This is a genomic window from Thermoclostridium caenicola (assembly GCF_900142095.1).
Classification (GTDB): domain Bacteria; phylum Bacillota; class Clostridia; order DSM-8532; family DSM-8532; genus Thermoclostridium_A; species Thermoclostridium_A caenicola.
The window spans coordinates 74,857-87,194 of record NZ_FQZP01000008.1; the positions used below are offsets into that span (position 1 = coordinate 74,857).

Consider the following 12,338-nt stretch of genomic DNA (forward strand, 5'->3'; position numbering starts at 1 on the left):
CATACGGCGATATTGCTAAGATTGTTATGAGTACATGTTAAGAAATGTAAGCAAAGGGGTTGTATACTTTGGGCCTTGGAATGGACATCGGAATAGATTTGGGAACCGCTTCGGTACTGATATATGTCAAGGGGAAGGGCATTGTCCTCCGTGAACCTTCGGTCGTCGCCATCGACAAGAACACTGACAAGATACTGGCAGTCGGAGAGGAAGCGCGTCGAATGCTTGGCCGGACGCCGGGCAACATTGTGGCCTGCCGCCCGCTTCGGGAAGGGGTCATATCCGACTACCACGTGACCGAAAGAATGCTGAAATACTTCTTGAACAAGGTGACAGCATCCAGTTTTTTCAGGCTCTTTAAGCCCCGCGTCATGATCTGCGTGCCTTCCGGTGTCACAGAAGTGGAAAAGCGGGCTGTGGAGGACGCCGCTGTTCAGGCTGGCGCCCGAAAGACTTATCTGATAGAGGAACCCATTGCCGCAGCCATCGGCGCCGGAATTGACATTACCAAGGCCTGCGGAAGCATGGTCGTGGACGTTGGCGGCGGTACCACCGACATAGCCGTTATTTCCCTGGGTGGTACGGTTGTCAGCACTTCCATCAAGGTTGCCGGCGACAAGTTTGATGAAGCCATTGTGCGGTACATGCGCAAGAAGCACAACATCATGATCGGTGAGCGGACCGCCGAAGATCTGAAGGTCAACATCGGAACGGTATTCCCCAGACCCCAGGAGGTCTACATGGATATCCGCGGACGGAACCTGGTCTCCGGTCTTCCCAAAACCATCACGGTGTCGTCCTCCGAATTGATGGAGGCATTGGAAGAGCCGGTGTCCAGCGTGGTTGAGGCTGTCCATTCGGTACTGGAAAGGACACCGCCCGAACTGGCAGCCGATATCAGTGATCGGGGAATTGTTATGACCGGCGGCGGAAGTCTGGTATATGGTCTGGACAAGCTGCTGGAGCATAAGACGGGCATCAAGGTCATCATTGCCGACGATGCGGTTTCGGCAGTGGCCCTGGGAACCGGTAAGGTGCTTGAAAATCTGGACCTGCTTCGTGCCAATGAAATGGCCAGAAGTTCCGGATACATCTTCTGAGCCGGGCCCGCAGAGAAGGGTATATCTCTGGATTATAGCAGGCAAATGGATCACCATAAAGAAGCGGGGCAGTTCTGAAAACAGGGTTGCCCCTTTGTTTCACCCTTGTTCTTGACATGAATGGGGGATTTTATTATGGTTTTGAACCCAAAACCGCAAGGAGTCATGCCATGAAAACAGCAGGAATCTGTGTGGGTGCATCCACTATCACCATAGCGGAGATACGAACGGACGGCAATTCGGTTGAGGTTGAAAGAACGCAGGCCATTCCCCATGAGGGGAATCCGAGAAAAATACTGTCCGAGCTATTCTGCCAGGGTTTTGCTGATCGGCCGGACAGGGTGGTGATCACGGGACGCAAGCTCAGGCACCTGGTCAACGCCACCAGCATACCGGAGCCTGAAGCCCTGGAGGAGGCTTACCGCTGGTGGTCCAAAACCACCGGGAAAAAGGCCGGCACGTTGGTAAGCGCGGGCGGAGAGACCGTCATGGTGTACAAGCTGGACGGTAACGGCCGCGTGATCGGTGTGCGCAGCGGAAACAAATGCGCTTCCGGAACGGGCGAGTTCTTTCTCCAGCAGCTTAAGCGGATGGACCTTTCGGTGGAAGAGGCCATGGCTGTAGCCGATGCCCGGAACCCGTACAAGGTCGCCGGAAGATGCAGCGTTTTCTGCAAGAGCGACTGCACCCATGCCCTGAACAAGGGAGCGCCAAAATCCCGTGTGGTATCCGGCCTTTGCAGGATGATGGCCGGGAAGATAGCGGAGCTTCTGAAAAAAGAGGACCCGGGCACGGTCCTCCTGGTGGGCGGAAGCGCCTCAAACCGCATCATGGTAAGGTTTCTGGAAGAGGACGGGTTTGATGTGGCCATCCCTGAGCACAGCCGCTGTTTTGAAGCCCTGGGCGCGGCGCTGTGGGCTCTGACCCATGAAACCAAGCCCATCCCGCAGGTCGGCAACCTGTTTGCGTCAGGGGAGCGGAACTTCCCCAAGCATCCGCCACTGAGGGATGCCCTTTCCAGGGTCAGGTTTATGGAAACAGTGCGGGACAAGGCCAGGGCCGGGGATGACTGCGTGCTGGGGCTTGATGTGGGCTCCACCACCACCAAGGCCGTCCTGGTGCGGCGAAAGGACAAGGCCATCCTGGCAGGCGTCTACCTTCGCACCAACGGTGATCCGGTGGGCGCTTCCCGGAAATGCTATGCGGAGATTGCTTCCCAGGTTGATGTTCCCGTCACCATAACCGGTCTTGGGGTTACCGGATCGGGACGGCAGATTGCCGGACTCCATGCGCTGACGCCTGCGGTGATCAATGAAATCATCGCCCATGCCCGGGCAGCGGCCCATTTCGATCCGGAAGTGGATACCCTTTTCGAGATCGGCGGCCAGGACGCCAAGTACACCTATCTGACCAACGGTGTGGCATCGGATTATGCCATGAACGAGGCCTGCTCGGCGGGCACCGGGTCCTTCCTGGAGGAGTCTGCCCTGGAATCCCTGAATATCCGGACGGAAGAGATCGGCGATCTGGCCCTGGCAGGGGATGAACCGCCGAACTTCAGCGACCAGTGCGCGGCCTTTATTGGCAGTGATATCAAGACGGCTATCCAGAGCGGCATTTCCAAGGCCGATATCGCGGCCGGGCTGGTCTATTCCATCTGCATGAACTATCTCAACCGGGTTAAGGGAAACCGCCCGGTGGGCAAAAAAGTTTTCATGCAGGGCGGTGTTTGCTACAACAAGGCCGTGCCGGTGGCCATGGCGGCCCTTACCGGTCGGGAGATCGTGGTGCCGCCGGAACCCGGGCTGATGGGCGCCTACGGTGTGGCGCTGGAAACCCTGTCCCAGCAGGAAATGGGACAAATTCCCGTCAGGAGCTTTGACTTAAAGGAACTGGCCGGGCGTGAAGTGGCCTATGAAGAACCCTTCGTTTGTGCCGGAGGCAGGGAGAAATGCGACAGGAAATGCGTCATCAACCGCATCCGGCTGAACGGTAAGGTCTATCCTTTCGGAGGGGCCTGCAACAAGTATTACAACCTGCTGAACCACCGGCCGGATGTGGATGCGGCCTCCCTGGATCTGGTGTCCCTCAGGGAAAAGCTGCTTTTTGAAACGGCCGGAAGGTTTGTGCCCGAAACGGTGAAACCCAATGGCAAGCGGGTGGGCATAAACCGATCGCTGATGACCAATACCCTCCTGCCGTTGTATGAAGGCTTTTTCAGGACCCTTGGCTATGAGGTCATCCTGCCGGATACATGCGATCCGGAAGGATGCCTGATGGAGGGAGCCGCCTTCTGCTGGCCCATGGAACAGGCCCACGGTACCCTGAAGGCGCTCCTGGAAATGAAGCCCGATGTGGTCTTTTTACCCCATATTAAGGCCTTTCCGGTTCCCGGGGGCAGCGATGTCCGGGTGGCCTGTCCCTTCGTCCAGTCGGAGCCCTATACGCTGAAGGCTGCTTTTCCGGAATTGTCGGAAGTGGAGGTTTTGTGCCCGGTCCTGGATATGACAAAGGGTTATGAGGCGGCAGAAGCCGAGTTCATGGAGATGGGGCGCAGGCTTGGACACAGCGACCGGGAAACCAGGCTGGCCTTTGAAACCGGTCTTGCGGCGCAGAAAGCCTTCCACCAGGCCTGCAGGGAAACCGGGAAAAAAGCGCTGGAAGAGATTGAAGCCTCACCGGACAGCTTTGCGGTGGTGCTGTACGGACGACCCTACAATGCCTTCTCCAGCATGGGCAATATGGGCATCCCCAGGAAGTTCGCTTCCCGGGGCTATCGCATCATTCCCCAGGACTTCCTGCCGGTGGAACCCGAAGACTCCCAGGACAACATGTACTGGGCTTCCGGGCAGTGGATACTGAAAGCCGCACGCTTCGTCAAGCGCCATGACAGGCTTTTCGGAACCTATATCACCAATTTCAGCTGCGGTCCCGATTCCTTCCTCATTGGCTATTTCAGGGATATCATGGGACATAAGCCTTCCCTCACCCTTGAGCTGGATTCCCATACCGCCGATGCCGGGGTAGATACGCGCATAGAGGCCTTCATCGACGTGGCAAAGCGCTATGACGACATGATGCGCCGCGGCATGCACATCGGTGATGAAGGGGAGCCCTTCCGGACAGCCCGGCTGGAATCGGGGGCCGGAAAAATGGAAGTAGTCCTTCCCGACGGTTCCCGGTATCCCTTAACCCATCCGAAGGTGAAGGTGCTGGTGCCATCCATGGGAGAGATCGGTGCAAGGATGCTGGCTGCCACGCTGGAATATGTGGGGGTCAGAACCGTACCCCTGCCGCCTCCCGGCGAAAAGGAGCTGGCCCTGGGCAGGTCTGTGGCTTCCTGTAAGGAATGCCTGCCTCTGCTGCTGACGGCCGGAAGCCTGATGCGGTATCTGGAAGAGGAGTGGAACGGGGAGGACATCCTGGTGAATTTCATGCCCGAAACCTCGGGTCCCTGCCGGTTCGGCCAGTACAGCGTCATGATGCAGGAGCTTGTCAGAAAGCAGAAACATGACCGGATCACCATGCTTTCCCTCACCTCCGAGAATTCCTACGCAGGATTCGGCGTGAAATTCGCCCTGCGCGCCTGGCATTCCATTGTCCTGTCCGATGTGCTGGATGATATCTACAGTGCCATCCTGGCCATCGCCGAGGATCCGGAACATGGCGCGAAGGTTTTCCGGGAAATATCCGAGATCCTGATTGACAGCATTGCCCGCGATCCGTGGAAGGTCCTGAAACGAAAGATTTGTCAGGCAGCCGAAATGCTTGCGAAGCTGCCAAGAAAATGTGAGCTCGGCGATATCCCGTCCATTGCGCTCATCGGCGAGATCTATGTCCGGCGCGACAGCTTCTCCAGGCAGCGGCTGGTGGAGCGGCTCAGCAGGCGGGGGTTCTGGGTCAGAACAGCGCCTGTCGCCGAGTGGATCCGGTATTGCGACTATATCGTCCAACACAGGCTTGTTGCCAAGTCCCAATGGGTTGATCGGATAAAGAATCGGATCACCTGCATGGTCAAGAACCCCTTTGAGGACGAGATCAGGAACATGTTTGCCCATTGCGGCTTTTACAGGGTATTTGAAAACGATGTGGAGCACCTGATAGCGGCTGCCCGGGATCTGATTTCGCCCCGGCTGACCGGTGAAGCCATTCTGACCGTTGGGGCGGCCCTGGCGGAGATCGTGGAGAGTGTGGATGGGGTGTTGGCTCTGGGGCCCTTTGGGTGCATGCCCTCCCGCATTTCGGAGGCCATGGTGACCAACAGGCTCAACACCCACAAGCGCAAGATCGCCCGTGATGCCGAACTGGTAGCCAGGGTGATGGAGGTCTGGCCGTCGCTGCCCTTCCTTTCGGTGGAGACGGACGGAAACGCCTTCCCGCAGCTCATTGAGTCGCGCCTGGAAGCCTTCCTGCTGCAGGTTTCGCGCCTGTATGAGACAAAGAAGGAGATTTGCCGCGCAAAGTAAGGACGGCAGGGGGAGCACTCTTGCTGTCATTGCGAGCGGAACGAAGTGCAGCGCGGCAATCCCATCATCCAAGGGAGCCCGTAAAGCCGGCCGCTGTGCTGCACGGCTGCAAAACAGCAACTGTTCGAATGGGGGTCGGCTGAACTCGCTTCGCTCAAACAGCAGCCGTCCTTATCCCATTCTCACAGGCTGTTTTGGCGCCTTATCGCAATGCGGCCTTGACCTTTACGGGCTCCCTCACGGCAGATGCCATTGCAGGCAGCCACTGAAGCGATTGAGATTGCCCGTCGCTTTCGTTCCTCGCTATGACATTCTGTGGCATTATTTTTCTTAAGTATTTGGTGTTAATGATTTATTTCCTAAATACCGATATATATCTCAGAACTCGAATGTTCATTTGCGTGCTCAAAAATCGGTACAAGGGAAGGTATACATATGATAAGAGGGCTGTACACATCCGGTTACGGCATGATAACGCTGAACAGGAAGATGGATGTGGTTTCCAACAATCTGGCCAATGTGAACACCAACGGCTTTAAAAAGGACGGCGTTGTGTTCGAGGAATTCTCCGAGGTTCTGGCAAAACGCCTGTACGATAATACGAACCGTCCGCTGAACATGCCCCAGGATATTGGCGAGATGGCCTTGTTCAATGATATCGCCGAGGTGTATACCGATTACACCCAGGGCTCTCTTGAAAACACCAACCTCAATACCGATTTTGCCATCAACGGTGACGATGGCGCATTCTTTACGGTCGCGGTTCCCGATGGCGAAGGCAACTACAGGGAATTCTACACCCGTGACGGGTCCTTCAAACTGGATGACCAGGGTCGGCTTGTGACCAGAAGTGGATTTGTGGTCATGGGAGAAAACGGGGCCATATTCCTTGAAGGCACCGAGTTCAATGTCAATAGCAACGGGGAAATCTACCAGAACGGCGAACTGGTTGATACCCTCAGGATCAGGAAGTTCGAGAATCCCGAAACCCTCAGGAAATTCGGCATGAACCTTCTGGCGGTGACCGACGAAACCCAGGAAGGTGCGTTCAACGGTACCGTCCTCCAGGGATTTATTGAGCGCTCCAACGTGGATGCCGTAAAAGAAATGGTGGACATGATCACCATACTGAGATCCTATGAGGCCAACCAGAAGATGATCCAGTATCAGGACGCCACATTGGACCGGGCCGTCAATGATATCGGAAGGGTTTAAGCATGACTTGTCCGGCCGGATGGCGACAGGTCAATCCGGTCCGTTGTATGTCGAAATAAAGGTCTACAGGATGTAATTATCAGGATACGGATGTCCGAGAAGGAAAGGTGAAAGATTATGATGCGATCCCTCTGGACCGCTGCAACCGGCATGAAAGCCATGCAGTTCAGCGTGGACACAATCGCCAATAACCTCGCCAATGTTTCCACAACGGCCTATAAGAAGGAGAAGCCTGAATTCGAGGATTTGCTGTATGTGACCATGCAGCAGGCCTACTCCGACGGGGAAAACACCAGGCCCGTCAATCTGCAGGTTGGCCATGGCGTGGTTGCCCGGGCTAATGTCCGCGATTTCACCATGGGAGCCATCCAGCAGACTGGGAACAAGCTGGATATGGCCATCGAGGGCGATGCCTTTTTCCTGGTCAGAGGTCCGGACGGAAATCCGTACTACACCCGCGACGGCAGCTTCAAGGTGTCCATGACCGATATGGGCAAGATGCTGGCCACCTCCAAGGGCTACCCGGTTCTGGACAGGGACGGCCTGGAGATCTACCTGGATACCGATCTTGAGAATATTATCATAGAGCCCAGCGGTGAAATTCTCTACAGGGATCCGGAGACCGGTACCAGCATGTCCACCGGCCAGTTTATCGGACTGTTCCAGTTTGAGAATGTCCAGGGCCTTGAAGCGGTGGGCGGCAATATGTACAGAACCACTTCCGCATCGGGAGAGGCCATTCCTGATGAGGAGACAGAGAATCCCAGCACCATCCGGACAGGATTCCTGGAAGCTTCCAACGTCCAGGTCGTTGAAGAGATGGTCAAGCTGATAACAGCGCAGCGGGCTTATGAACTGAATTCGAAAGCCATAACCACCTCGGACGAAATGCTGCAGGTTGCAAACAACCTGAGACGCTGATGACGGATGCCCATGATGCGGATCGGATGATGCATGATGGGTTGGCCGCTTTTTGGGGAAGTGACGTTTTTCTATGAAAATAGAGGGTTTTGCCCAGCAATACATGCAGAATGTTCAGGATACCCGTAGGGTAACCGACAGTGCGGACTTTGAAGCCGCGCTGCGAAAGGCATATAATGAAAATGACAAGCAAAAACTAAAGGAAGCCTGCATCCAGTTTGAAAGCATCATGCTCCAGACCCTCTACAAGCAGATGAAGGCCACGGTGCCCAAGGGCGGGCTTTTTGAAGAAAGCAACGCCCGGAACATCTTTCAGGATATGCTGGATGAGGAGCTGATGAGCGCCTGCAGCAAAAGGGGTGTCGGCATTGCCGATATGATGTACCGGCAGCTGAGCGCCCAGATGGACAGGACCTATGTTGCATCCGGCACATCCCGTGATGAAGCAGACCTGACCGGGGATGCAGAAAGCGAGTCTTCGATCGGAGCTGAAATGGTTGAAAAACCGATGGATTAATTTTTTCGGCCTGATGATACTGACGATTGCCGTACTTTGGCTGTCATGCCCTTTCGGAGGTTCGGACAGGGAACCTTCGGACGGGCATTTTTTATCTCCCGCTCCTTCCCCGGCCCAGTCCGGTTCGCCTGTCCCTGCACAGGAAACCCCCGACCCCGGGGAGCCTTTCCGCTACGAAAAACAGGTGCTGGAAACCCCTGACGGGCCCATGACCATGCATTGGCTGGAGGTGGACCTGAAAAACGGCCAGGTGGGCGTCAAGCCGGTCACCTCTCACAGGACGCTTTTTGGATATGAGTACCTCAGCGTCATGGCGAAGAACACCAATGCCCTTGCGGCCGTAAACGGCGGCTTTTCTCATCCCAACGGACTTCCGGGCGGAATGATCTATGCCAATAAAACCCTGAAAACACCGGCGTCAGGAAGATTCCCGGTGTTGTTCATCCTTGACGACGGAGCGTTTCTTGCCGATGCCTCGCAGCGGATCTGGCTGGAATCCGGCGGAAAAACCCTGGAACCCGTGTTTTACAACCAATATTCCACCTATGGCGGTATCTATGTCTTCACCCCCATTTACGGTTCCACCGACAGGATTGAAAAACCCCACCTTTGCGCAATCGTGCGCGAAGGCAGGATCGCTGAACTCAGATCGGCCGAAGAACCCGTAGCCATACCTTCCGACGGCCTCCTCATCAGTGCGGTGGGGGCAGAGGCCGAAAAGCGGCTCCGGGATTTTGCGGCTGTGGGCCGGGAGGTTTCGCTCAACACCCATCTGGATACAACCCCACTCCTGGAGGGAGAGTATGTGTCGGCTTATGAATGCGGCAGCTGGCTGGTCAGGGACGGGGTGAATGTCTGTCCTGATTCCGATGCCTGGGTAGGCACCCTCCTCACACGCGCGCCAAGGACCGCAGTGGGCATCAAATCCGATGGCACGCTCCTGTTTGTGGTGGTGGACGGAAGAAACAGGGAGATCAGCATCGGGGCCACCGGTCCTGAGCTGGCAGATCTCTTGATCGACAGGGATGTTGTCCAGGCGGCCATGCTGGATGGCGGGGCTTCCAGCGAGTTGATCATCGGAGATACCATTGTCAACCAGCCGTCAGCGGGCCGGGAGCGGCTGATCGCATCGTGCTTCGTGGTTTTTCGGGCGGAATGACAGTTTGTCGGATTATGGCCGCTGCGACCGTGGTAGAATGTGAAAAAACAGCACGGCGCCGTGTCGGTGAATATGGCTGTGCGGCGTTCATGCCTTCACAGGAGGTTGGGATGGGGAAACGGTTTATCTGCCTTGATATCGGCGCAAGCAAGATATTGGGCGCAGTCATGAATGAGGACAATGAAATCCTCTGCAGGGTCAAGAAGAAAACCAGTCCGGAACTGGGACGGGAGTCTGTCGACAGGAAGATCATAAAAACAGTTCATGAGCTCATGTCCGCTTGCGGCATGGGTATAAAAGACCTGAAAGCCATTGGGGCCGGCGCGCCGGGCATTATCGACACAAAGCATGCCATGGTCCGTTATGCGCCCAACCTTCCCTGGCAGAATCACGCCCTCGGCAGGATGATGGAGGAGGAGTTCCAGGCGCCCTTCGTGGTGGGCAACGATGTGAATTTGGGCGTCCTGGGGGAATGGAAGTTCGGCGTGGCAAGAGGATGTGCCAATGTGGTCGGCCTTTTTGTAGGAACGGGCATCGGCGGAGGGATCATCATCGACGGCAAGCTGTTCATCGGTTCCGGATATGCCGGTGCCGAAATCGGGCATATGATCATCAACACCGACGGGCCCTTGTGCAAATGCGGACAAACAGGTTGCCTGGAGGCCCATGCCAGCAAGGTTGCCATTACCCGGGAATTAAAGGCCGGGTTAGCCGGGAATACGCCCACCGTGCTGAAGGATGTCCTTTCAGAGGGATCCGGCATCATAAAAAGCAGCGATCTGAAAAAAGCGATTCGCCAGGGTGATCCGCTGGCTATCTCCACATTCCGGCGGGCGGTATATTATCTGTCCGTCGGCATCGGCAACCTGATCAACCTTTTCAATCCCGAAATGGTCATCCTGGGCGGCGGCGTTGTAGAGGCGCTGGAGAAAGAGGTGTTGGAGCTTGTGTCGGAAAATATCGGCCGGTTTGCCTGGCCAGCCATGCTCAGCCAGACGCAGATAAAAGCCTCCCAGCTGAAGGATGACGCCGTGCTGTACGGGGCCCGGGCGCTGATTTCTGAAATCCTGGGTTATTGAATATAATATAGAGCATGATATAATTAATCCAGCGACTCAAAAGCAACCGGCGCTGGAACCGGGCCTTCTTTTCTGTTAAGGCCGATCCGGCATAAAGCGAAGAAATGACCGGATGCTGTTGGGTAAGGCCTTTTTTATTGATTTGGGATAAGGAGAGAAGTGCATATGGCAAAAAGAGGGTTTCCCATGGGCATGGGAGGCAATATAGGCAACCTGATGAAGCAGGCCCAGAAGATACAGCAGGACATGGCAAAGGCTCAGGAAGAACTGGCTGAGAAAACCGTTGAGGCCACCGTGGGCGGAGGCGCGGTCACTGTTGTGGCCACCGGCCATAAGGAGATCAGGGAAATCAGGATCTCAAAAGATGCCGTGGATCCGGATGATGTGGAAACGCTGGAAGATCTGGTACTGGCGGCTGTCAATGAAGCCCTCAGGCAGGCCGATGAGCTGGCCAAGAATGTTATGGGAGGCATAACCGGCGCTTTCGGCAACCTGCCGGGCCTGTTCTGATATGGACTACTATTTCTACGCTGCTCCCGTACAACATCTGATTGAAGAGTTCGAGAAACTGCCGGGTATAGGCCATAAAACCGCGCAGCGTTTGGCCTTTCATGTGCTGAACCTGCCCGAGGAGAAGGTGGTCTCTTTTGCCCGCGCCCTGGTTGACGCCAAGCGCAAGACCGGGTTCTGTTCGGTGTGTGGAAATATCACCGATGTGGATCCCTGCCGGCTCTGTTCCTCGGACAAAAGGGATCGGTCCGTCATCTGCGTGGTGCAGTCCCCAAGGGATGTGGCGGCCATGGAAAGGATCCGGGAATTCCGCGGGCAGTATCACGTCCTCAACGGGCTCATATCTCCCATGGAGGGCATCGGACCCGATGACATCAATATCAAATCGCTGATCAGGCGGATTGCCCAGGGCGGCGTGCAGGAGGTCATCCTGGCCACCAATCCCACTGTGGAAGGTGAGGCCACGGCCATGTATATTTCGAAGCTCGTAAAGCCCATGGGTGTCAGAACCACCCGCATTGCCCATGGCCTGCCCGTGGGCGGGGATCTGGAGTATGCCGACGAGGTGACTCTGGCCAAGTCCCTGGAAGGACGCAGGGAGATATAAGGTCGTCAGTCGTGTCTACATCAAATAAACTCCTTTCATTTTTCAAATGTTTGAGAAGGAGTAAATAAAGTTCTTTTAGGAAACATGGTTTATTAGGGAGAAGAAAAGCCCTGTAGGCCATGTTTTTTTATTAGGAATTTTAAGGTGAAAAGGAATAAGGGATAAGGTTTAAATTCAGTAAAATCAATGGATTGAGAGATTGAATGGAAGTAAAAATGGAGAGAAGAAATGGAAAGAATTCTCCTTAAACCTTCTTCCTTAACTCTCTATAAATCCTCAATTTTGCAACTACTTTATTTTCATTTTTTCGATAGTGTCTTGTCAAGTGGTGTAAAATGATTTCTACTTTATCATTTTTTCACCTCATTTATGTAATAAAGCTACTGGTGTCAATGTAAATTCATTTATCGATGTAATCTTTGACATTGATTCCAGACTGAAATAGCGCCGCCCTACTTTCCATTCATCATTTTGTTCCATGAGCATTGCTCCTACCAATCGGATTACCGCCTCACGATTTGGAAATATGCAAACAACATCCGTTCGACGGCGAATTTCCCGGTTAAGTCTCTCAAGAGGATTGGTGGAGTGTATCTGTGCCCAATGCTCACGGGGAAAAGCCATATATGCCAGGATTTCTTCTTCTGCTTCTTCAAGAATTTTCATTGCTTTTGGAAAACGATTTTTAAGCTCATCTACTACATGCCTTAACTGTTCCCTCGCAGATTCCTGATCATTCTGGGCAAATATTGTCCGTATTATCG

At 54.7% G+C, this 12,338-nt stretch carries 10 protein-coding genes; 9 read left to right on the forward strand and 1 reads right to left on the reverse strand.

Features of this window, described 5'->3' with window-relative positions; all coding sequences use genetic code 11:
* Positions 1-68: 68 nt before the first annotated feature.
* The 9 genes from mreB (at position 69) to recR (ending at position 11,574) form a co-directional block, all read left to right on the forward strand.
* The gene (gene mreB, locus F3H12_RS04155; RefSeq protein WP_149678102.1) at positions 69-1,100 is read left to right on the forward strand and encodes a rod shape-determining protein; all 1,032 of its coding nucleotides are present in this window, start codon (positions 69-71) and stop codon (positions 1,098-1,100) included.
* 170 nt (positions 1,101-1,270) lie between these two features.
* Positions 1,271-5,566 carry an acyl-CoA dehydratase activase gene (locus F3H12_RS04160; RefSeq protein WP_149678103.1) on the forward strand — a complete coding sequence of 1,432 codons (4,296 nt, stop codon included), beginning with the start codon at positions 1,271-1,273 and terminating at the stop codon, positions 5,564-5,566.
* 435 nt (positions 5,567-6,001) lie between these two features.
* Positions 6,002-6,781, forward strand: coding sequence for a flagellar hook-basal body protein (locus F3H12_RS04165; RefSeq protein ID WP_149678104.1), 780 nt, complete (start codon positions 6,002-6,004; stop codon positions 6,779-6,781).
* 117 nt (positions 6,782-6,898) lie between these two features.
* Complete coding sequence (flgG, locus tag F3H12_RS04170; RefSeq protein ID WP_149678105.1) at positions 6,899-7,702, forward strand: flagellar basal-body rod protein FlgG; 804 nt, start codon at positions 6,899-6,901, stop codon at positions 7,700-7,702.
* A 73-nt stretch (positions 7,703-7,775) separates the two neighbouring features.
* On the forward strand, positions 7,776-8,219 hold the full coding sequence (locus F3H12_RS04175; RefSeq protein WP_149678106.1) for a rod-binding protein: 444 nt from the start codon (positions 7,776-7,778) through the stop codon (positions 8,217-8,219).
* Positions 8,200-9,378, forward strand: a complete 1,179-nt coding sequence (locus tag F3H12_RS04180) for a phosphodiester glycosidase family protein (RefSeq protein WP_188118367.1) — start codon at positions 8,200-8,202, stop codon at positions 9,376-9,378. The genes F3H12_RS04175 and F3H12_RS04180 overlap by 20 nt, the downstream gene beginning before the upstream one ends.
* A gap of 110 nt (positions 9,379-9,488) precedes the next feature.
* The gene (locus tag F3H12_RS04185) at positions 9,489-10,457 is read left to right on the forward strand and encodes an ROK family protein (protein ID WP_149678108.1); all 969 of its coding nucleotides are present in this window, start codon (positions 9,489-9,491) and stop codon (positions 10,455-10,457) included.
* Positions 10,458-10,622: 165 nt separating this feature from the next.
* Positions 10,623-10,967, forward strand: coding sequence for a YbaB/EbfC family nucleoid-associated protein (locus F3H12_RS04190; RefSeq protein WP_149678109.1), 345 nt, complete (start codon positions 10,623-10,625; stop codon positions 10,965-10,967).
* 1 nt (position 10,968) lies between these two features.
* A complete protein-coding gene (gene recR / locus F3H12_RS04195) occupies positions 10,969-11,574 on the forward strand; it encodes a recombination mediator RecR (protein ID WP_149678110.1) in 606 nt (201 codons plus the stop codon).
* 363 nt (positions 11,575-11,937) lie between these two features.
* On the opposite strand, the gene F3H12_RS04200 is transcribed toward recR, so the two are convergent.
* Positions 11,938-12,338: transposase (locus tag F3H12_RS04200; protein ID WP_188118368.1), on the reverse strand; the 401-nt coding region annotated here is incomplete at its 5' end.